The sequence below is a fragment of the Natrinema sp. HArc-T2 genome (assembly GCF_041821085.1).
Classification (GTDB): domain Archaea; phylum Halobacteriota; class Halobacteria; order Halobacteriales; family Natrialbaceae; genus Natrinema.
The window spans coordinates 559340-579142 of record NZ_JBGUAZ010000002.1 but is presented as its reverse complement, the minus strand read 5'-3'; the positions used below and the strand labels follow the sequence as shown (position 1 = coordinate 579142).

Below are 19803 nucleotides of genomic sequence, written 5' to 3'. Positions count from 1 at the left end.
GGGCGGGTCGCGATCCCACCGGCACTGACTGACAGCGTCCGTATCAGCGACCGGCCTATGGTGTCAATCGCTCGAGCGACCACCACTCGATGCCGTCGCTGTCATCGACATTGTCACCGACCAGCGCGAACACCATCGTCTTCCGGACGCCGTGGGCAAGCCGCACGTCCAGTGCCAGATCGCGGGGCTCGAAGACGTAGTCGGCTGGATGCACCCGTACGAGCAACTCGGAGTGACCCAGGTTTTCGACCGACTCCACGTCGGCGTAGGTCCGGAAGTCTGCACCGAACTTGTAGCCCGTCTTGGGGACGACACCGCGCTCACGCAGGGCCGTGTAGACGGTCAGCCGTCGGTCAAACCGCTCACCCTCGACCTCACGACCCCGCTCGCGGACCGTCGCCGGCTCGAGGTCGATGGCCCCACGTTCGGCGAGGTAGGCTGCCTCGAGCAGCGAACACTGCAGCGTCGGCTCGTCGTACTCCCGACCCTCGAGCGGCTGGCCGTAGAACGTCCGCTCGTAGAGGTCGAGTGGTGGCTCCCAGACGACGACCCGGTCAGCAAGCAAGTCGGCTTCACAATTGTCGGGAAACGCGGCGTCGGTGCCGGAGGTCCCGGTTGGATCGCGACGGTCGACCTCGAAGTAGGTGATCTCGCTTTCTTCGTCGACGACCGCCAGCACGCCCGCCTGAAGTTCGCTGGCGGGAACGTCGGTTCGCTCGCCGATGACTCGCAGGGCGTATTCGATCTCGCCGTCGCGAGGGCCTTTCCCACGCGGGAAGACCGCGAAGTCGGTCGCGCCGCCGGGCGGGTTCGGCACCCACGGTTCGGTGGCCGGCGAGAGGTAAAACCCACGCGAGCGCAGATCCGCATAGACCAGAAACCGCACGTCGAAGTTCTCACCGGGCTCACGTGCGACGAACTCCCGAAAGGAGAGTCGCTCGCCGCTCTCGGCGACCACCGCCTCGAGGTCGCCCCGATACAGCAGGTGGGCCGCCTCGACGGGTGCGAGAGCGATCTCGTTGCCCTCGAGTGGATAGCCATACCCCCGCGAATCGTGATACCGCTGACGTGCGTCGCCGCCGACGCGGACGACGCCGTCCTCGAACCGCCCCTCGAGTGTCATAGCGGGTGTTGGGCAGCCGCGACTAAGGGGCTGCGGATCGATTCCCGTTCGTCAGTCGTGATCCGATTTGGGTTGGATCGCCAAATGCAACTACCTCGAAAGCCCCTTTCAGTCCCACCCACCGCAGCGGCGGCTGGTCGCGCGGTTATCGCGCGGTAGCTGATCCGGTATCGGCTGGTGATCAGTCGTCAGCCGCGGGCTCGGTCGCGACCGTCCCCTCGAGCGCACGCTCACAGGTCGCATCGAGACACCGAATACCGCTCGTGGTCTCGAAGGTGGGCAGCCCACAGCCACACTCGCCGTCGACGACGCCGGCGGGAACGGCAAAGCCGGTGTCACAGTCCGGATAGTGCTCACAGCCAGCGATGAGACCGCCACGCCGGAGGATCCGGAGGTCACCGTCACAACCCGGTTCCGGACACGACCACTCGCGGTCGAACGCTTCCGTGACTGCCGCGTCGAGGGATTCACAACTCCGGTCGAGACAGACGTTAAAGGCCAGGCCGCGCTCGACGCGCATCTTCGGGAGCCCACAGTCACAATCACACTGGTCGTCGCGGATCGTCGCGTCGGCTGGCACGCCGTACCGGTCGCCACAGCCCACACAGTGGACCCCGCTCGAGCGCACGAGTGTACCGCCACAGTCGGGACACGTCCCGACGGGTGTGCCGGCTGCCGACGACGGGTAGTGGGCAAAGCCGTCCTGGTCGTGGGCAGCGATCCGCAGCGTCTGGGTGTCCTTTTTCGCGACGAGCGTGAAGCCGTCGCGGCGATCGCTCGAGACGCTGTCGGCGCGGGTCAGCCACGCGACAGGCTGGTAGCCGTCAATGTCGTGGACGAGAACGGTGTTGTCGGGTTTGACGATCGTCGTCACCCGGCCGCGGTACTCCTGGCGGTCGTCGTTTTCGGCGATAACGGTACAGTCACCCGCGAGAACGCGGATCGCATCGTCGATCATGGACGGTCTGGCCGCGGCTTCGTATGTAAACCCGCGGACGACAGTCTCAGTCGATACAGACATACGTTCGCGTCGTCCCGACGCCCTCGAGCGGTCGAATCGTGTCGGTGACCGTCTCGAGGAGATCGCGGGGGTCATCGCCCGTCAACTCGACGATAACGTCGAAGTCGCCCGCGATGGCGTGGACCTCGACGATACCCTCTGTATCGTGCAGTGACTGACAGACGTCGTCGGCGGTTCCAGCCGCGGTATCGAGCATCGCATACGCGTCGACCATCCCACCGAAGTACGGGCTCAGGAACCAAAAAACACGAGTGCAGTCGCGCTCGCGGGACGACCGGTGGTATCGTACGGACTCCTGTCAGTCAGTGCCGGTGGGGCCGCGACCGCCCTACGGGTGCACCGTACATCGTGACAACAGACCGTATCAGTCCTCGCCCGACGGATCGGCAGTCCCGATCTGGCCGTCCGGGCGTTCGTTGGCATCCCGCTGGGACGGTCCACGCGGCGCTCGGTCGTCGCTGACCGACTGGCCGACGTCATCACCGGCGATCGAGCGCGCGATCGACGCGGTCTCGGGACCGCCGAGTTCGCCCGCTCGGTCGCGAAGCGCTCGAATCGATTCGACGTCGACGCGGTCGTCGAGGGCCTCGGCGGGAAGCTCAGCTGCCGTCGTCTCGACGACTGCTAGCCGTCGTTCGACAGTTCGCAACTCGGCGACGGTCGTCGCGACTTCGGCGCGATAGCGGCCCTCGCTGATCTCGCCGGCCTCACGGGACTCGTTCAACCGCTCGAGTCTGGTCTCGAGTTCCTCGAGGCGGGTCTGGCTCTCGGTGAATCCCTCTGCGACGACGGCTGCTCTCGTCTCGTCCGTCTCGGCAGCCGCGATCTTCGCGCCGAGCGCTCGCTCCGAGACCTCGCCGTCGAGTTCGGCGTTCTGAACGCCGACGGCGGCGCTGAACTGTTCGCCGGGCTTGATCGATGCGTTCCCGTCGTCCCCGTCGGAAGTGTCCTGTACAGTCCCACTCGAGACGATACCTGCCGCAGCGATGGGAACTGCGACCATCGCAACGGCGAGGATCGCTGTCAGTGTGATCGCGGTGGTTCGGTTCATTGCTCGTTGGTCGTATTCGCGTAGTGATATACACTCGAGACGATGACGTGGGTTCAACGACAATTAACGTCGTTCAACGCCGTTTTCGACCCGATGCTGTCCGTCGATTTCGACGAGCGTGGCCGTGGCGTGCTCGTCGGTCGGTTCGCGTAGCGTGTTCGTGTCATTCTGCGCTGTCACTGTCAAGTTCCGCCATGGGGTCGTCCGCGTCGGGCAACGAGAGTACGTTCTCGCGACCGAGACGGAACGACTCGAGTTCTCCCTCCTCGCGCAAGCCACTGACCACCTTGCTGGTTTTCGCGTCGGTCCAGCCGAGTTCCTCGACGACCGCCTGCTGTTTCATCCGACCGCCGTTGTCCCTGACGAGTCGGTGGACCTGCTCTTCGTTACTCAGCAGTTCCATATCGGGTGTGCTGGTCGCACTCGGCCCCGCCGATTCGTCGGTCGCCTCTGCTGACGCCGTCGCCGTTTCCGGGCTGGACCCGGGATCGGATGTACGATCCGGCTCCCCATCTCCGTCTGCTGGCGGGCCCACCGTCGACGTTCGGTTGCGGTACCACCACGCGCCGACAGCACCGAGTCCGACTGCGGCAACCGCGACGCCCGCGATCGTCGTCGTACTGAGTCCGCTGCCCCCAGCAGTGACAACGATACGAGGCTCTCCAGAGACGAAGTCGGTCTCGCCGCCCCGCCAGATCACCGCGTGCTCGCGGTCGTCGTCTGGATCGGGCGTGACCGACGTTCGCTCGTAGCTCTCGGGCCACGTGACCAGCAATCGCGTGCCCTCGTCCAGGTAGATCCCCTCGATAGCGTCGCCCGCCCGGAGTTCGTTGCCCTCGACGGCGGCGAACCCGTGCCAGCGGAGCGTGTACCTGACGACGCCGTACTCGCGGGCGAACGACTGGCGCTCGGTCTCGACGGCGAACCCGTCAGCGGACATCTCACGGCCCGTAGCGTTGCTCGCCGTGGCGACTGTCTCGTTCATCCGCGCAGCGAAGGTCTGGGTGTAATTCTCCGGATCGTCCCGGATGTCGTCCTGCAACGAATCGAACGCCGTCGTGCTCTCGTTGTCGTCCAGTCGGACCCAGAACTCGAGGGTCCATTCGGCAGTACCGTTCGGCTGGAGCGCGACATCCATCTGGACCTCGTCCGCGTCGATCCCGTCCTGCTGGAGTGCAAACGGACTCGAGCGGGCCTGTGCGGAATCCGTCGCTCCTGTAGCGGCGGTAACCGGCCCCGCTCCGGTGAGGAGTACCGCGACGACCACGACCGTCACGCCGACGCGACCGTTCATACGAGTCGGTACTTGCCACATCGCTTAAAGCATACGAAAGTCGTAGAACCGGATTTCTCGTACTTTTTCGGCCCCATACGCCAAATTTGGTATGAAACCAGTCAATTTTAATTCACTATCCATCACCGTTCGGCTCGACCGCGTCACCGCCGGGAGTGAGTGTTCGAACGGCCTCGCCGAGTGACTCGAGCGTCCCGCTAACGAAGTCAGATATCGTCTCGAGGATCTCGGAGACGAACTCCGGGACCGGTTCTGGCAGGTCGTCCGGCGGGCCATCGGCTGGCTGTGCCGTCACGGTACCTATCGAACCGACGAGGAGTGTGAGTCCGATCGCGATCGTGAGTAGCGTTCGTCGTTGCATCACGATCGGACGACGGACGGTCACCACAATCAACTGGTCAGTTCGTGACTCCGGTTTGAGCCGGTTTGTGCCGAATATCGAGCGGTTTCAGCGTCCGGAAACCGCTACATTCCGGGGACGCCGAACGCGCCGACGCCGAGCCGGAAGATGGCGTTGAGTACGAACAGGATGACGAGTGCGGCGAGCCAGGCGACGAGCCCGATAGCCGCGGCCGTCCCCCAGCCGCCGGGGTACCGCCAGTTGATGACCCAGATCCAGGCGATCAGTGCCAGTATCGGGCCAAGCAGCGGAACCCACGACGTGATCGCCCACGCGATCGCACCGAGGAGGGCCGTGACGAGCGCGTGTGAATAGTCGTCGACGTCGACGACGATCCTCGCGCTGACGAAGATCGCCAGCCCACCGACGAGGAGGGCAACGAGGAATGCGACGAGCGGGCCGATGAGTGGTACCATCGTTACCTATTCTCCGTTAGAGCGGATATAGCTCTGGTATCGCTGCCGAGTCGATCCTGACGTGCGCTCGTCCGGAGAGAGACGGTGATCATGCATCGTTCTCGGACCCGTTGGTATCGTTGCTGGTTTCGGTGGTCTCGTTGGCCTCGTCCTCCTCGTCCTCGTAGACGACTCGCGTTCCCTGGGCGACCGGCTGCAGGAGATAACTATCCTGCTGTCCCCGGCGAACGGGTGTGAAGTCACCGACGAAGGTGGTCCGCTGGTCCGGTCGAATCTCAAAGCGCTCGGTGAACTGCAACGGCGCGTTTCCGGGCGTTGATACCTCCGCGTCGCCGCCCCCTTTCAGCTTGCCTGCAACGTCGGAGACATCGAGCTGGAGGAACTCGTACTCCTGGGCAGTCAGTTCACGCTCGTCGATCAGCTGCGTGTTGTCGCCCTGCAGGTCGACGAGGTCTGCCTCCTGTGGCTCGTCGAATTCGTGGTACTCTCTGCCTTCGCTCTCGTCGACGTCCGTCTCGCCTTCGTCGTCACTGTCGTTGTCGGTACTGTTCGCTTCGTCTCCAGCACTCTCGTCTTCGTCGGTACTCTCCTCCTCGGTGTATGGTTTGACCCAGATTCCCTGAATCGTCACCACGCAGGAGTCGAAATCGGCGATATCACCGGGCTGGTCAGTAACCTTCGTGCCGAGCGTCCCTGTTTCGGCCTCGTCGCCACCGTTCCCTCCGAGACAGCCACTGAGCCCGACGGTACTGGCAGCGGCAACGCCGCTCGTTAGCTTGAGATAGTCGCGTCGTCCGACGGCATCGATTGGATTCATTGCGACTGGAGACAACCACTGTCGATAGATATACCCAGAAGACAGTTACTCCGATTTTCCGACCGTTGATTCCGTTTGTTCCGTCGAAACCCCCTGCATTGAGTGTGCTACGGATCGAGCAACTGCCGACCAGTTGCGGCTTCGAAAACGGATCGGTCGAAGTCACACGTTGGGACAGATACGGCGACAGAAATGGTGTCGTGGAGGGAAGCGTCAGCGGGGACGCAATTCAGGCACCCGGCACGCCGAGTGCCGAGACCGAGCCGATGCCGACCAACTCGAGGGCCGCAATCACGACGACGGCAGCCGTCCAGGCAACGACACCGACCCCGGCGGACCGCAGCCAGCCGAGCCGGTAGCGCCACCTGACGATCGCGACCCACGCGAGCAGCGCCAGCAGCCCGCCGAGCAGTGGCACCGGCTCGAGGACGGCCCAGACGACCGCGCCGAGCAGCGCGGTCAGCACCGCGTGGGCGTAGTCTCGAGCGTCCGCGACGACGTGGGTGCCGACGTGGAGGGCCACACCGCCGACCAGCAGGCTCACGGCGAACGCCAGCAGCCGGTCTTCGATGCCAAGCGACGGCGGCGCTGGTGTTGGCATGGCGTGTCAGTTAGGCATCGGACTGCGTGTCGTCCGACTCGGTCTGTTCGTCGTCGGTCTGCTTGTCGTTGGTCTGTTCATCGGCAGTCTGCTCGTCGTCGGTCTGCTCGTCGTCAGTCTCGTCTTCGCTGGCGTCGCCCGCCTCGTCGCTCTCGTCTGCGTTCTCGTCATCCGGCGTCACCTCGCTGATCGCGTCGCCGAGTGAGGTCTCGAGGTCACCGCTCAGGAACGACGAAATCCGGTCGTGGATCGTGGAGACGTGGTCGGGAACCTGAGCTGGGAGATCGACGTTCGGTCCCTGACCGTTGCGTTCGTCGGCGGCGCCGTTCCCGTTGTGCTCGTCGGCAGCGGCACCGTTCCCGTTGCGTTCGGTAGCAGCGTTTTCGCGTCGATCGTCGTGGTCGGTCGCGTGCTGTGGTTCGCTCTCCGCGTGGTCGTCGGTACTATCCGCACCCGTGTCAACGTCGACGGGTGCGTTTCCGGGTGCCGCGACGGCGAACCCGGTCGCCATGATCAGTACTGCGAACACAGCAGCGATGAGCGTCGTTCGTTTCATAGCTTGCAACCGATGCTCGGTGGCCGGACCGACTTGAAGGGGGATCGTCGTGAACACGCTTTTCGGGAGTTTGAAGCCATTTAACCGACGTTTTCGTCGGTTTGTGGCCCGTTCAACGCGGATCGGACAGGAGCGTCACCGGGACACCCAGTGAGCCAGGACGTGGCGACGCCGCCGAGCGAATCGACGCGGCACGCGCTATCGCGGGCCGACTCGCGGACCCGCCTCGCATCACTATCGTACCGACCGAAACGGTTTCCACATCAATCGCGTCGCCGTCGTGCGATCGAGGAGACACTGACGTGCAGTTGGTACTGGAGCCAGCGTGGACACAACGGCTTTCTCCAGTACCGTCGACGATGGGGTATGGTCGACCTGACCGCCGAAATCGTGCTGTTCGACGGCTTCGACGAACTCGACGCGATCGGTCCCTACGAAGTGTTTCAGAACGGTTCCCAGGCCGGTGCATCCCTCGAGACGCGACTGGTCACGCTCGCAGAGACGGATCTCGTAACGGCGAGTCACGACCTTCGGGTCGAACCGGATGGGACGCTCGGTGATCCGGATCTGTTGCTCGTCCCCGGCGGGGGCTGGACGACTGCCGACCGCGGCGTTCACGCAGTTATCGAGGACGGTGTCCTGCCGGCGGCGGTCGACGACTGCGCTACCGCTGGCGCAACTGTCGCCTCGGTCTGTACCGGCGCGATGGTGCTGGCCGAAGCCAGTCTCCTCGAGGGACGGCCGGCGACGACTCATCAGGTCGCCGTCGACGACCTCGAGGCCCACGTCGCGGACGTGGTCGACGCGCGCGTCGTCGACGACGGGGACGTCCTCACCGCCGGCGGCGTTACCGCGGGGATCGATCTGGCGCTGTGGGTGCTCGAGCGCGAATTCGGCGCAGAGATCGCGACAGCGGTCGAGACGGAGATGGAACACGAACGACACGGCGAGGTCGTCCGATAACCACACTGCTGCGTGCCAAACGGCTATACGGGCCGGTCGACTACCCCGGCGTACATGACTGCTGTGCTGTTCGATATGGATGGCGTCGTCGTCAACAGCGAAGACTTCTGGGTCGACTTCCAGCGCGAGGAGATCCTGCCGGCCGCTGTCCCCGACGCGAACGTCGCCGTCGCCGAGACGAGTGGCATGAATTTCCGCGAGATCTACGACTACCTCGAGTCCGAATACGGGACTGCCATCTCCCGCGAGGAGTTTATCCAGCGCTTCAATGCGGCTGCCGAGGAGATCTACACCGAGCGCGCCACCCTCCTCGATGGCCTGCCCGAGTTGCTCGCCGAGCTGGACGCTCGCGGCGTGCCGACGGCGCTCGTCTCGTCGTCACCCCACAACTGGATCGGCATGGTCCTCGAGCGATTCGCCCTCGAGGACTCGTTCGACCGTGTCATCAGTGCCGACGACATCGACGCCGCGAGCAAGCCCGAACCGGACGTCTTCGAGTACGCCGCGGGCGAACTCGGCGTTCCCGCCGCCGACTGCGTCGCCGTCGAGGACTCGGCAAACGGGATCGAGGCGGCCGCGCGAGCAGCCATGACCGTCGTCGCCTACCGGATCGACGCCCACGGCGATATCGATCGCTCTGCTGCGGACGTGATCGTCGGTTCGCCCGCGGAACTTCGCGAGCGGGTGCTCGAGTTGACCACGTAGCAGTAAACGGAATCCCAGCGTTCGTTCTACAGGGGAGATTACACGGCACTCTGGACTGGATTGACTGATAAGTAGATCTCTGAATAGATCGAATCCATCGATCGCAGAATATATTTATTAGTCAATATCTTAGAAGTGATATGAAGAGACGCCGGTTTCTTGCGCTTGCCTCGAGCGGTGGCATGGGTGCCACGGCAGGCTGTCTATCTTTTGGTGGAGAGACATACGCAACGTTGCAGAGGCTGGATTTGACAAATCCACGTAGAGAGCCTGTCACGGTGGACGTTAGAATAGACCGGGAAGATACTGATGAAGTCGCATATCTGGAAACCCATGAGATTCTGACGGACCCAAACATGGTGACACTCGATTGCGTCTGGCCGGATGCACCCGTGACGGTGATGGTCCGACAGATGGATGGGAACTGGAATCGCCTCACGACCTCAGACTATGAAGACTGTCTGGGTGTTGTAGCCGAGATCCGCAACGATCGCCCGTCATTCGTGACGCATACTGCGGAGTGTCCGATTCGTACCGCTGCTTGTCACACCCACGTGGCAGAATAACCATTCGAGAGACGATACTGACTGAGCGGGTTTTGAGAGGTGTGTATTTGACCTGAACGTACCGTTCATCAGATTGCGACACTGGAGTTATGCGAAGACTTCTACGAAGCAGTAACGGAGCCGCCGTCAGGGGTCGTCGCTACCGGACCTCGACCGTCCGGGTCGCTTCGACCGGCACCAGCGGCTCCTCGGGGAAGGCGACGCTGACGGTGAACTCGAGTTCGTCTGCGTCGGCACCGAAGACGCCCACCGGGACGGTTTCCGTGTCGCGCAAGTAGGTGTTCGTGCTCGTCATCTCGACCCCATTGACGGTCACGCGAATGCCGGCGCGGGCGGGCTCGCCGACGTTGCGGACCGTGACCTCGCAAACCTCGTTCTCGCCGGTCGCGATGGCATCGGGGAACTGCCCCCACTCGAGGTCGATCGCGGGCAGCGACTGTGCTCCCTCGTAGACGCCCTCGGCGACGCCCTCCGTGAGACCCGCGTCGACGAGGCCCGCGACGCCCGCGTCGACCACGTCGCCGGGGGTCGACAGCCCCTCTGTCGCTAACTTGCTCGCGCGACCCGGGCCGACGCCGTCGATGGCAGTGAGTCCGACCGCGTCCTCAGCGACGCCGTTCTCGATGCGGGCCTCGACTCGCCGCGCGAGGTTGGCGGCGTGGGGGCCGACGAAGCGATCGAGAAACGCCTCGAGCGCCGAGACGAGCCGCGTGGCGTTTTGTCGGATAACCCAGGCGTCGCTGCGCAGTTCTGCGGGCGTCGAGCCACTGGCTGCACCTCGGAGGATCGCGAGCACCTTCCGTTGGCCTGCCTCGAGGTCGCCGGTCTCCTCGCCGACCAGCACCGCGTTGATCGCGTCGCGTTCGTCCTGGCGGGCCGAGACGGAGTCGAATTCTTCAGCGGTTGCGATCGTCTCGAGGATGTCGCCGGCTGCGAGCCCGTCCGATTCGGCCCGGTCGCAGAGATCAGCGAAATGAGCCGCCGTATCGAGCCGGAGATAGTACTTCGACGTGAGCACGCCAAGCGGCGTCGCCTCGATCGAGAGGTCCTCGCCGGTCTCGACGAAGCCACGGTCGACCAGCCCCTCGAGACAGTCCCGAACCCGCTCACGCAGATTCGGGAAGTCGTAGTCGTCGGGTTTGGACTGCCCGCGGACGTAGTAGAAGGTCGTCTCGAGCCAGTCCATCACGTCCTCGAGATCCGTGATCGTGCCCATCGCGATCTCGGCGTTGAGGTGGGTCGCTAAGCTCTCGGCCAGCCGGGACTCGATCTCTTTGCCATCGCGGAGCAGTCGGCGGTACTTGTCGGCCTCCGCCGTATCGCAGACCACCCAGCCGTAGCCGATGTCGTCGTAGCCCGGACGCCCCGCGCGCCCGAGCATCTGGAGCACGTCGAGGGAGCTCATGTCGATCTCGCCCTCGAGGGGGTCGTGCAGTTTCGTATCGCGGATCACGACGCAACGCGCGGGCAGGTTGACCCCCCAGGCCAGCGTCGAGGTCGAAAAGAGGAGTTCGACGTGACCCGCCTTGAACCACTCCTCGACGAGGTCGCGGTCGTTCTTCGAGAGGCCGGCGTGGTGGAAAGCCACACCGTCGAGTACGGAATTTCGAAGGGTGTCGTTCTCGAGGGCTTTCGATTCGGTATGAAAGTCGTAGTCACCGCGTGCACCCATCGGGATGTCGCGTTCGGCGATCTCGTCTCTGGCCTTCTTTGCGGCCTGGACGGTGTCCTGGCGGGAGGAGACGAACACGAGCGATTGCCCGTCCTCCCGGAGGTGCGGTTCCGCGAGATCGAGCGCCCGGTAGAGGCGGCGGTACTTGTCCGCGAAAGAGTTCTCGCCGTGCGTGTAGGTCTTGACGCCAGCATTGAGGTTGACAGGGCGGTACTCCTCGCCGAACTCGAATGTACACTCCTCGGGCGCGTCGAGCCACGCCGCGACATCGCCGACGTTGGGCATCGTCGCCGAGAGCGCGACGATTCGGGGCTCACAGAGCCGGCGCAGCCGGGAGATCGTTACCTCGAGCACGGAGCCCCGGCGATCCGCATCCAGCAGGTGGACCTCGTCGATCACGCAGACGTCGACATCGGTGACAAAGTCGTACCGTCGGGAGTCGTGTTTCCGGGTCGCCGAGTCGAGCTTTTCGGGGGTCATCACGAGAATATCAGCCCGACGCGCGCGACGAGGATTCAGGTCGCGCTCGCCGGTGACGACGTACACCGAGTAATCCAGGTCCTCGAATCGATCCCAGTCGTCTTCTTTCTCGTTCGTCAGGGCTCGCATCGGGGCGATAAACAGCGCCGTGCCGCCGTCGGCGAGCGCCTTACAGATCGCCAACTCCGCGAGCGCCGTCTTTCCCGACGCCGTCGGCGCGCTCGCGACCACATTCTCGTCGGACTCGAGTAATGCGGGCAGTGCCTCGCGTTGCATCCGGTTGAACTCCTCGAACGCGAACGCATCGGCGAACCCCGGGAGAACTTCGGCGACCTCCATCAGGCAGAAACGGGTGGCGGTCTATCAAAGGCGTTTCCTTCGCGTCCAACCTATCGCGTGGCGACGGCAGCGGCGATCGCGGCCCCGGCAGTCGCGAACACCAGCGGATACAACACGCCGCCGAGGACGATCGCTGGCAGGAGCGCCGGTGCGATCGAACTACTCGCTTCGATGCCGAGCGCGGACGCTTCGGTGGTGGATTCAGTGACGACAGCTCCGAGGCCCATGACCACGGCATAGCCGATCGCCACCGGCGCGCCGGCGACGACGGCCTCGCCGAGATCGGTCACGTTCCACCGGACGGCCAGCATCGCACCGGTCGCGAGCAACACGAGCGGCGGCACCACGTACAACAGGGTCGCGCCCGCAGCGTCCGATTGGGCGATGAGATCGAGGGTACTCATCCCGGCGAACGAGCCGATCTGACCGCTGACCTCGATGTCGATCAGGTGCGCCTCGTAGAAGAACCAGGCGACGGCTTTCCACTCGGCGACGGTGTCGCCGACGGCCTCGCGGACCTCACTGGCGACCAGCAGGTACGTCAGGAGATAGCCGATCACGGCGGCGAAGACGCCGAGTCCCGCACTCGCTGCAACGCTCGAGCGACGCGAGACCGGTGGCTCTTCGGCGGGGACTGATTGGGAGGGCATCGTACCGACTCTCGAAGCCGAGTCGGCTAATGGGTTTTGTGGTTTTTCGAGCGGTCGGTTCCGACGCTCGCCGATCAGAGCGCCGATTCGTCGGTCGCGACGACCTCGAGCCGGTCGCTGAGGCGGCTACTCGCCACCTCCGGCTGCGGGACACGTTCGAAGGTCAGCTCCGGCTCGCCGGAGCCGGCGGTGTAGACCGTCAGATCGCCGTAGCCGAGCAGGCGACCGAGCCCACTCTGACTGAGGCTGGTGTTCTGGACGCGCTCGAGGCGAAACTGGGTGACGTCTCTCGAGACGATACCGCGTTTCTTGTAGAGTTCCGAGGAGGTGATGACGTAGCGGGTGTTCGTCCAGACGAGATAGCGGGCGACCGCAACGACCACGCCGACGGCGAGCAGGCCGAGACCGAGAAGCGCCACGAGGGTGCCGCCGTCGATTACGCTCCAGCCTGCGACGACCAGGCCCGCAAGCGCGAGTCCGATCCCGACCGGCAGTCTGGCCCCCATCGTGATCGGGTGGGGCCGACTCTCCCAGACGATATCCTCGTCCTCGCTGATGTGAAACCAGTCGGGTGTCGAGCCGAAAGCCATCGGAACGGAGTAGTCCATCGCCGTCCGTAAAGCTGCCGGCAGAATGGAGTGCGTAACGGCTCTGACGGAGAGGTTCAGCCGATTTGGCGCACTAGATCGATCCATCGCCATCATCAGTTGGCGACCGACCGCGTCACCTGCCGGCACAGTCGGCTACTAACTCGAGACGACCGACACGGTTTTTCACCGCGCGGTCCCATGACACACTATGAGCCGCGCGCGCAAACCTGACTGGCTGAAGAGCCGTCCGCCATCGGGACGGGAGTTCGCCGGCATTCGGGAGACGCTTCGGGACCACGGACTCCACACCGTCTGCGAGGAGGCCAACTGTCCGAACCTGGGCGAGTGTTGGTCCGGACGCACCAAAGCCGGCGACGCGGACGGCGCCGGCAATCAGGACCGCGGTGGGACGGCGACGTTCATGCTGATGGGCGATCGCTGCTCTCGAGGCTGCAACTTCTGTGACGTTCAGACCGGCGGGATGGAGCCACTCGACCCCGACGAACCTGGAAACGTCGCGAGCGCCATCGCCGAGATCGGCCTGGACTATGTCGTGCTGACCAGCGTCGACCGTGACGACCTCCCCGATCAGGGCGCGGGCCACTTCGCGGAGACGATCCGCGAGATCAAAGCCCGCCATCCCGGCATCCTCGTGGAAGTGCTTATCCCCGACTTCCAGGGCGAAGACCACCTCGTCCGGAAGATCATCGACGCCGAGCCCGACGTGATCGCCCACAACGTCGAAACCGTCGAACGGCTGCAGTTTCCCGTCCGCGACCGGCGTGCGGGCTACGAACAGAGCCTCTCGGTGCTCGAGCAAGTCGAACGAGAGTCCGACATTTACACCAAGACCTCGATCATGCTCGGCCACGGCGAGTACGATCACGAGGTTTACCAGACGCTTGCGGACCTGCGCGAGCGCGGCGTCGACATCGTCACGCTCGGCCAGTACCTGCGGCCCTCGCGAAACCACCTCGAGGTCCAACGCTACGACCACCCGGACAAGTACGAGACGTGGCGGCGCGTCGCCGAAGAGGAGTTAGGCTTTCTCTACTGTGCGAGCGGTCCGATGGTGCGGTCGTCGTACAAGGCCGGCGAACTGTTCGTCGACGCCATCTTGCGTGAGGGCAAAAGCGTCGCGGAGGCGCGAGCCGACGCACGCCGGACGCAGCCACAGCAGACCGAGACGTAGTTGGATCGAACGCTGGTTCGTCCAGTCTCGTTCCCGTCCATCGCCTGAGATTCGATAATCGGCACTAAATGGCCAGTTCCGTTCAGTTCCGTCCACAATCGTCCGGTTGCGTACGGCATTTCTGAGGGGCGCTGGGAAGAATGTCTCGGGTAGTAAACTATTTTGGGAAACTCCTTTAGCCTGAGCGGTCGTGTGCTAGGGTATGTATAGGTGGGTTTTCCCGTGAGTACGATACAGCGCGATCCCCGCGAGCGAGTCCAGATACTCGACGAGGCGGGCCGTGTCCGAGAGGGTGCCGACGTACCGGACCTCACCGAGGACGAACTCGTCGAGATGTACGAGCAGATGCGGCTCGTGCGCCGCTTCGACGAGCGGGCCGTCAGCCTCCAGCGCCAGGGGCGGATGGGAACCTACCCGCCGCTGTCCGGCCAGGAAGGCGCACAGGTCGGCAGCGCTCACGCCTTAGACACTGAGGACTGGGTCTTCCCCAGCTACCGCGAACACGGCGTCGGCCTCGTTCGGGGGCTCTCCCTCGAGCGAACCCTGCTCTACTGGATGGGCCACGAACGGGGTAACTACATGCCCGAAGATGTCAACATCTTCTCGGTCGCGGTCCCCATCGCGACCCAGATCCCCCACGCGACGGGGGCTGCTTGGGCCTCGAAACTCGACGGCGAGGAGAAGGCGTTCATCTGTTACTTCGGCGACGGGGCGACCTCGGAAGGTGACTTCCACGAGGGGCTGAACTTCGCCGGCGTCTTCGATACGCCGACCGTCTTCTTCTGTAACAACAACCAGTGGGCCATCTCGGTCCCACGCGAGCGCCAGACGGCGAGTGCGACCTTAGCGCAGAAGGCCACCGCCTACGGCTTCGATGGCGTGCAAGTCGACGGGATGGACCCGCTGGCAGTGTACAAGGTTACTCGCGAGGCCGTCGAGAAGGCCAAAGATCCCGACGAGGACGAACTCCGCCCGACGCTCATCGAAGCGGTCCAGTACCGCTTCGGAGCCCACACGACCGCCGACGACCCTTCCGTCTACCGCAGCGACGAGGAGGTCGAGCGCTGGAAGCAGAAGGATCCGATCCCGCGCCTCGAGACGTATCTGCGGTCGAACGGCATGCTCGACGACGAGCGAGTCGACGCGATCGAAGCGCGGATCGAAGACGATGTTGCCGACGCCATCGACGGAGCCGAATCGTTCGAACGACCCGAACCCGAGGAGATCTTCGCACACGTCTACGAGGGAATGCCCCGCCGACTGCAACGCCAACTCGAGTACTTCGAATCGATCCGCGAACAACACGGCGACGACGCCCTCCTGGAGTGATACGATGGCGACACAATCACAAGCAGAGAATCTCACGCTGGTCGAGGCAGTCCGAGACGGACTGCACACGGAGATGGAACGCGACGACGACGTCATCGTCATGGGCGAGGACGTCGGCGAGAACGGCGGCGTCTTCCGCGCGACCGACGGCCTCTACGAGGCGTTCGGCGAAAACCGGGTGATCGACACTCCGCTCGCAGAATCGGGTATCGTCGGTACGGCGATCGGGATGGCAGCCTACGGGAAGCGCCCGGTCTCCGAGATCCAGTTCATGGGCTTTATCTACCCCGCGTTCGACCAGATCGTCTCCCACGCCGCTCGCCTGCGGACGCGCTCGCGCGGTCGGTATACGTGTCCGATGGTGGTTCGGGCCCCCTACGGCGGCGGTATCCGCGCGCCCGAACACCATTCCGAGTCGACCGAAGCGATGTTCGTCCACCAGCCCGGGCTCAAAGTCGTCATCCCCTCGACGCCGTACGACACCAAGGGATTGCTCACCAGCGCGGTTCGGAGTCCCGATCCGGTGATCTTCCTCGAGCCAAAGCTCATCTATCGGGCCTTCCGCGAGGAAGTCCCCAGCGAGTCCTACGAGATCCCGATCGGTGAGGCCGCAGTCCGCCGTGAGGGATCCGACATTTCGGTCTACACGTGGGGTGCGATGACCCGGCCAACGCTCGAGGCCGCCGACAATCTCGCGGGCGAGATTGACGTCGAGGTGATCGACCTGCGGACGCTCTCCCCGTTAGACGAAGAGACGATCGTCGAGTCGTTCAAAAAGACCGGTCGCGCCGCTGTCGTCCACGAGGCACCCAAGACGGGCGGCCTCGGAGCCGAGATCACCGCGACCCTCCAGGAGGAGGCGCTGCTCTATCAGGAAGCGCCGGTCGAGCGCATTACGGGCTTCGACACACCGTTCCCGCTGTACGCGCTCGAGGACTACTACCTGCCCGAACCGGCCCGCATCGAGGACGGGATTCGAGACGCTGTGGGGTTCTAACATGGTCAGAGAGTTCGAACTCCCCGACGTCGGCGAAGGCGTCGCCGAGGGGGAACTGGTCTCGTGGCTGGTCGACACAGGCGACGAGGTTGCGGAGGACCAGCCAGTCGCGGAGGTCGAAACCGACAAAGCCCTCGTAGAGGTGCCCGCACCGGTCGACGGGACCGTCCGCGAGTTACACGTCGAAGAAGGCGAGGTCGTCCCAGTTGGAACGGTGATCATCTCGTTCGATGTCGCAGGCGACACGGAAGCCGAACCGACAGAAGCGACCGCGGAACCCGAGCCGAGCGAACCAGCCGACGACGCTACCGGAAGTCCCGGCGCGACCGGAGCCGAAGCCGAGGACGTCACGCCGCCTGACGGCAGGGTCTTCGCACCACCGCGCGTGCGTCGCATGGCCCGCGAACAGGGACTGGACCTCTCGAGTATCGACGGAAGCGGCCCCGGTGGTCGAATCACTGCAGCCGACGTGCGGGCAGCTACCGGCGGAATCGCCGAGACGGAGCCGGAACAGCCCCAGTCACAGGAGCCTGTGACCGACGCCGAACCCGCGGCGACTGTCGATGAGAACGGCGCTGACACCATTGGGTCTGGCGAAGTCGAGCCGGCGGCTTCCGATCGGACCCCATCATCGGCGCGACTCGAGGCCGCCGATCGCGAGACGACCCTGGCAGCACCTGCGACCCGGCGGCTCGCCGGGGAGGAAGGCATCGATATCGACGCTGTCCCAGCCACCGAAGAACGCGACGGCGAGGCGTTCGTCACGCCCGAGGCAGTTCGGGAGTACGCCGAGACACAGCGGCAGGCACAAGAAGCGGATCGCGAGGCGGTCGAAGCGGGCGAACCGGTCGGAACGACGGGGACCGAGTTCGCGCCCGGCGAGCGCGAACGCCGCGAGCCGTTCCGTGGCGTTCGCAAGACGGTCGCCGAGGCGATGGTCGAGTCCAAATACAACGCGCCTCACGTCACCCACCACGACGAGGTCGATGTGACAGCCCTCGTCGAGACGCGCGAGACGCTCAAACCCCGCGCCGAGGAGAAGGGGATCCGGTTGACCTACATGCCGTTTATCATGAAGGCCGTCGTGGCGGCCCTGAACGAATACCCCGAGCTGAACGCGGTCATCGACGAGGAGAACGACGAGATCGTCTACCGCGATTACTACAACATCGGTGTCGCAACTGCGACCGATGTCGGGCTGATGGTGCCAGTCGTCGACGACGCCGACCGGAAGGGGCTGTTGCAACTGTCGTCGGAAATGAACGAACTCGTCCAGACGGCTCGCGACCGGACGATCAGTCCCGAGGACCTCCAGGGATCGACGTTTACGATCACCAACGTCGGTGGCATCGGCGGCGAATACGCCACGCCGATCATCAACTACCCCGAAGCGGGCATCCTCGCGATCGGCGAAATCAAGCGCAAGCCACGCGTCGTCACCGACGAGCATGGCACGGAATCGATCGAACCCCGCTCGGTGCTGACCCTCTCGCTGTCGTTCGACCACCGGCTGGTCGACGGTGCTGTCGGTGCCCGGTTTACGAACACCGTCATGGAGTACCTCGAGCAGCCGGATCTCCTCTTGCTCGAGTGACTCGAGGGCTCCCCCATCGGCCGTCGCGTCGTGATCGACGGCCAGTCGTCACTCGTCCGGAACGATATCGACGAGGACCTCGAGTGCATCCGCGGCCTCGCAGACGCGATCCTGTGTCTCGGCCAACGCGAGTACGGTGCCGTCGTCCTCGAGCGTTTCCTGCAGGTCGGAGACAGATCTGAGATAGCGCTCGAGACTCGCTTCGGTCGTCGTCCCCTCGAGTCGGTCGCCAAGATCGATCAGTTGCTCGAGGACGTGCTGGACGTGACGACGGTAGGCGTCCTCACTCTCACAAGCCTGTTCACTGGCTGTGCGAGCGGTCGTGGCGAGCTCACGAGCGAGTCGGCAGCCGTCGCCCTCGCTCGTCCGCCGTTCTAACCGCTCTGCGAGGGCGTCGAAAACGCGCGCCCGCTCTGTGAGCGTCTTGCGCATGACATATCGGGTCAGCGCAGCCTGATCCTGTTTGACACGCCCGATGTCGGTCTCGAGGGCGTCGAGTCGATCCGAAACCGCCGTAATATCGTCCGGGATGTCGGGCGGCTCCCGTTCGACCGGCGTTCGGTGGGGGTTGTCGGTGTCCGTGATATGGTCGATGATCGTCCCAAAGAGCAGGTCGTGATCGTAGACGAACTCCCGAGGTGCCGACGCCTCTGAGTCCGTCCAGTCACCGTCGGGCGTCCGCTCGAACGAACCGAGAAACACCCCCGTCTCCGAGTCGGACGGGATCGAAGACCGGTATTGGTCGTGGTATCGCTCGAGGAGTTGCTGGGAGACCGATTCCGCATCGGGACAGTCGCTCTCGATGTCCGGGATCTCGACGGCTGGTCGTTGCGTGCGGTCGTCACTCGTTTCCTCTCGGTACGTCAGCTCGAAGCTCTCGAGCGTCCGATTCGCCGTCGATTCGTCGTCGATGGCGTCGTCGGTATTCGGAACTGGAACCGGTTCCAGTGCGATCTCGTCGTACTGAATGTAGAGTGAAAGTTCGTCTCCAGAGGGGTGTGGAAGCGACGCGGTCGTTACCCGGTCGACGACGATCGGTCGACCGTTTCCGTCCAGCGCGATGCCAGGCTCGATCGTCACCTCGAGTCCGTCGCCGGTGTCGTTGATCGATTGCACCTCGAGTCCGTAGACGACGCCACGTCCGGCGACGAACCGGGCGAACGTGTGCAACCGCTCGGCGTGGTACGCCTGTTCTGCGTCCATATCACGGGGCGTCATCAGTTTCCCGCTAAAGAAGCGGTTCTTGCGAAACTGAGAGAGACTGCCTCGTTCCCCATTCCGATTGTCCGTATCGCGGTTCATGTCGTTCAGTTAGCGTTTCACACATATTTAATCGTAGCGGAAGGATAGAAATGAGTGGTTTAACATACTGAAATATACAGGAGGCAACGGTCGCAGACGAACTGCGCTCGCTCCGATCACTGTGACAGCAATCTATCGTAACAAC

The 19803-nt window shown here is 64.1% G+C and carries 20 protein-coding genes; 6 read left to right on the top strand and 14 right to left on the bottom strand.

Annotated elements, in window-relative coordinates; translation table 11 throughout:
• Positions 1 to 55: 55 nt before the first annotated feature.
• The 10 genes from endA to ACERI1_RS07340 form a co-directional block, all read right to left on the bottom strand.
• Positions 56 to 1123 (bottom strand): tRNA-intron lyase, encoded by a 1068-nt coding sequence (gene endA / locus ACERI1_RS07385; protein ID WP_373617438.1) that lies wholly within the window; start codon positions 1121 to 1123, stop codon positions 56 to 58.
• A 181-nt stretch (positions 1124 to 1304) separates the two neighbouring features.
• Positions 1305 to 2081, bottom strand: a complete 777-nt coding sequence (locus tag ACERI1_RS07380) for a DUF91 domain-containing protein (protein WP_373617501.1) — start codon at positions 2079 to 2081, stop codon at positions 1305 to 1307.
• A 46-nt stretch (positions 2082 to 2127) separates the two neighbouring features.
• Complete coding sequence (locus tag ACERI1_RS07375) at positions 2128 to 2358, bottom strand: Lrp/AsnC family transcriptional regulator (RefSeq protein WP_373617437.1); 231 nt, start codon at positions 2356 to 2358, stop codon at positions 2128 to 2130.
• A gap of 150 nt (positions 2359 to 2508) precedes the next feature.
• Entirely contained in the window at positions 2509 to 3195 is a 687-nt protein-coding gene (locus ACERI1_RS07370) for a hypothetical protein (protein WP_373617436.1), read from the bottom strand.
• A 163-nt stretch (positions 3196 to 3358) separates the two neighbouring features.
• A complete protein-coding gene (locus ACERI1_RS07365) occupies positions 3359 to 4489 on the bottom strand; it encodes a hypothetical protein (protein ID WP_373617435.1) in 1131 nt (376 codons plus the stop codon).
• Between the two features lie 115 nt (positions 4490 to 4604).
• A complete protein-coding gene (locus ACERI1_RS07360; protein ID WP_373617434.1) occupies positions 4605 to 4850 on the bottom strand; it encodes a hypothetical protein in 246 nt (81 codons plus the stop codon).
• A gap of 104 nt (positions 4851 to 4954) precedes the next feature.
• Positions 4955 to 5305 carry a hypothetical protein gene (locus ACERI1_RS07355; RefSeq protein ID WP_373617433.1) on the bottom strand — a complete coding sequence of 117 codons (351 nt, stop codon included), beginning with the start codon at positions 5303 to 5305 and terminating at the stop codon, positions 4955 to 4957.
• 88 nt (positions 5306 to 5393) lie between these two features.
• Positions 5394 to 6122, bottom strand: a complete 729-nt coding sequence (locus ACERI1_RS07350; RefSeq protein WP_373617432.1) for a DUF4382 domain-containing protein — start codon at positions 6120 to 6122, stop codon at positions 5394 to 5396.
• A 229-nt stretch (positions 6123 to 6351) separates the two neighbouring features.
• A complete protein-coding gene (locus ACERI1_RS07345; protein ID WP_373617431.1) occupies positions 6352 to 6723 on the bottom strand; it encodes a hypothetical protein in 372 nt (123 codons plus the stop codon).
• Positions 6724 to 6733: 10 nt separating this feature from the next.
• On the bottom strand, positions 6734 to 7279 hold the full coding sequence (locus tag ACERI1_RS07340; RefSeq protein WP_373617430.1) for a hypothetical protein: 546 nt from the start codon (positions 7277 to 7279) through the stop codon (positions 6734 to 6736).
• A gap of 366 nt (positions 7280 to 7645) precedes the next feature.
• On the opposite strand from ACERI1_RS07340, the gene ACERI1_RS07335 reads away from it, so the two are divergent.
• Both ACERI1_RS07335 and ACERI1_RS07330 read left to right on the top strand, forming a co-directional pair.
• The gene (locus ACERI1_RS07335) at positions 7646 to 8242 is read left to right on the top strand and encodes a DJ-1/PfpI family protein (protein WP_373617429.1); all 597 of its coding nucleotides are present in this window, start codon (positions 7646 to 7648) and stop codon (positions 8240 to 8242) included.
• Positions 8243 to 8296: 54 nt separating this feature from the next.
• Positions 8297 to 8947 (top strand): HAD family hydrolase, encoded by a 651-nt coding sequence (locus ACERI1_RS07330; protein ID WP_373617428.1) that lies wholly within the window; start codon positions 8297 to 8299, stop codon positions 8945 to 8947.
• 705 nt (positions 8948 to 9652) lie between these two features.
• On the opposite strand, the gene ACERI1_RS07325 is transcribed toward ACERI1_RS07330, so the two are convergent.
• The 3 genes from ACERI1_RS07325 to ACERI1_RS07315 form a co-directional block, all read right to left on the bottom strand.
• On the bottom strand, positions 9653 to 12004 hold the full coding sequence (locus ACERI1_RS07325) for a DEAD/DEAH box helicase (protein WP_373617427.1): 2352 nt from the start codon (positions 12002 to 12004) through the stop codon (positions 9653 to 9655).
• Positions 12005 to 12054: 50 nt separating this feature from the next.
• On the bottom strand, positions 12055 to 12654 hold the full coding sequence (locus tag ACERI1_RS07320) for a hypothetical protein (RefSeq protein ID WP_373617426.1): 600 nt from the start codon (positions 12652 to 12654) through the stop codon (positions 12055 to 12057).
• 74 nt (positions 12655 to 12728) lie between these two features.
• A complete protein-coding gene (locus ACERI1_RS07315) occupies positions 12729 to 13244 on the bottom strand; it encodes a PH domain-containing protein (RefSeq protein WP_373617425.1) in 516 nt (171 codons plus the stop codon).
• Between the two features lie 208 nt (positions 13245 to 13452).
• On the opposite strand from ACERI1_RS07315, the gene lipA reads away from it, so the two are divergent.
• From lipA to ACERI1_RS07295, 4 genes are all read left to right on the top strand, one after another.
• The gene (gene lipA / locus ACERI1_RS07310; protein ID WP_373617424.1) at positions 13453 to 14436 is read left to right on the top strand and encodes a lipoyl synthase; all 984 of its coding nucleotides are present in this window, start codon (positions 13453 to 13455) and stop codon (positions 14434 to 14436) included.
• Between the two features lie 222 nt (positions 14437 to 14658).
• On the top strand, positions 14659 to 15765 hold the full coding sequence (gene pdhA, locus ACERI1_RS07305) for a pyruvate dehydrogenase (acetyl-transferring) E1 component subunit alpha (RefSeq protein WP_373617423.1): 1107 nt from the start codon (positions 14659 to 14661) through the stop codon (positions 15763 to 15765).
• 4 nt (positions 15766 to 15769) lie between these two features.
• A complete protein-coding gene (locus ACERI1_RS07300; RefSeq protein ID WP_373617422.1) occupies positions 15770 to 16762 on the top strand; it encodes an alpha-ketoacid dehydrogenase subunit beta in 993 nt (330 codons plus the stop codon).
• A gap of 1 nt (position 16763) precedes the next feature.
• A complete protein-coding gene (locus ACERI1_RS07295; protein ID WP_373617421.1) occupies positions 16764 to 18356 on the top strand; it encodes a 2-oxo acid dehydrogenase subunit E2 in 1593 nt (530 codons plus the stop codon).
• Positions 18357 to 18404: 48 nt separating this feature from the next.
• On the opposite strand, the gene ACERI1_RS07290 is transcribed toward ACERI1_RS07295, so the two are convergent.
• Positions 18405 to 19658, bottom strand: a complete 1254-nt coding sequence (locus tag ACERI1_RS07290) for a hypothetical protein (protein ID WP_373617420.1) — start codon at positions 19656 to 19658, stop codon at positions 18405 to 18407.
• Positions 19659 to 19803: the final 145 nt, after the last annotated feature.

Bases quoted from the DNA above. Each gene is read 5' to 3' on its own strand.
- ACERI1_RS07320 (WP_373617426.1), bottom strand. From the start codon at position 12,654: ATGCCCTCCCAATCAGTCCCCGCCGAAGAGCCACCGGTCTCGCGTCGC.
- lipA (WP_373617424.1), top strand. From the start codon at position 13,453: ATGAGCCGCGCGCGCAAACCTGACTGGCTGAAGAGCCGTCCGCCATCG.
- ACERI1_RS07370 (WP_373617436.1), bottom strand. From the start codon at position 3,195: ATGAACCGAACCACCGCGATCACACTGACAGCGATCCTCGCCGTTGCG.
- ACERI1_RS07345 (WP_373617431.1), bottom strand. From the start codon at position 6,723: ATGCCAACACCAGCGCCGCCGTCGCTTGGCATCGAAGACCGGCTGCTG.
- ACERI1_RS07355 (WP_373617433.1), bottom strand. From the start codon at position 5,305: ATGGTACCACTCATCGGCCCGCTCGTCGCATTCCTCGTTGCCCTCCTC.
- ACERI1_RS07360 (WP_373617434.1), bottom strand. From the start codon at position 4,850: ATGCAACGACGAACGCTACTCACGATCGCGATCGGACTCACACTCCTC.
- ACERI1_RS07300 (WP_373617422.1), top strand. From the start codon at position 15,770: ATGGCGACACAATCACAAGCAGAGAATCTCACGCTGGTCGAGGCAGTC.
- ACERI1_RS07380 (WP_373617501.1), bottom strand. From the start codon at position 2,081: ATGATCGACGATGCGATCCGCGTTCTCGCGGGTGACTGTACCGTTATC.
- ACERI1_RS07335 (WP_373617429.1), top strand. From the start codon at position 7,646: ATGGTCGACCTGACCGCCGAAATCGTGCTGTTCGACGGCTTCGACGAA.
- ACERI1_RS07290 (WP_373617420.1), bottom strand. From the start codon at position 19,658: ATGAACCGCGATACGGACAATCGGAATGGGGAACGAGGCAGTCTCTCT.
- ACERI1_RS07365 (WP_373617435.1), bottom strand. From the start codon at position 4,489: ATGAACGGTCGCGTCGGCGTGACGGTCGTGGTCGTCGCGGTACTCCTC.
- ACERI1_RS07350 (WP_373617432.1), bottom strand. From the start codon at position 6,122: ATGAATCCAATCGATGCCGTCGGACGACGCGACTATCTCAAGCTAACG.
- ACERI1_RS07315 (WP_373617425.1), bottom strand. From the start codon at position 13,244: ATGGCTTTCGGCTCGACACCCGACTGGTTTCACATCAGCGAGGACGAG.
- ACERI1_RS07295 (WP_373617421.1), top strand. From the start codon at position 16,764: ATGGTCAGAGAGTTCGAACTCCCCGACGTCGGCGAAGGCGTCGCCGAG.
- ACERI1_RS07375 (WP_373617437.1), bottom strand. From the start codon at position 2,358: ATGGTCGACGCGTATGCGATGCTCGATACCGCGGCTGGAACCGCCGAC.
- ACERI1_RS07325 (WP_373617427.1), bottom strand. From the start codon at position 12,004: ATGGAGGTCGCCGAAGTTCTCCCGGGGTTCGCCGATGCGTTCGCGTTC.
- endA (WP_373617438.1), bottom strand. From the start codon at position 1,123: ATGACACTCGAGGGGCGGTTCGAGGACGGCGTCGTCCGCGTCGGCGGC.
- ACERI1_RS07340 (WP_373617430.1), bottom strand. From the start codon at position 7,279: ATGAAACGAACGACGCTCATCGCTGCTGTGTTCGCAGTACTGATCATG.
- ACERI1_RS07330 (WP_373617428.1), top strand. From the start codon at position 8,297: ATGACTGCTGTGCTGTTCGATATGGATGGCGTCGTCGTCAACAGCGAA.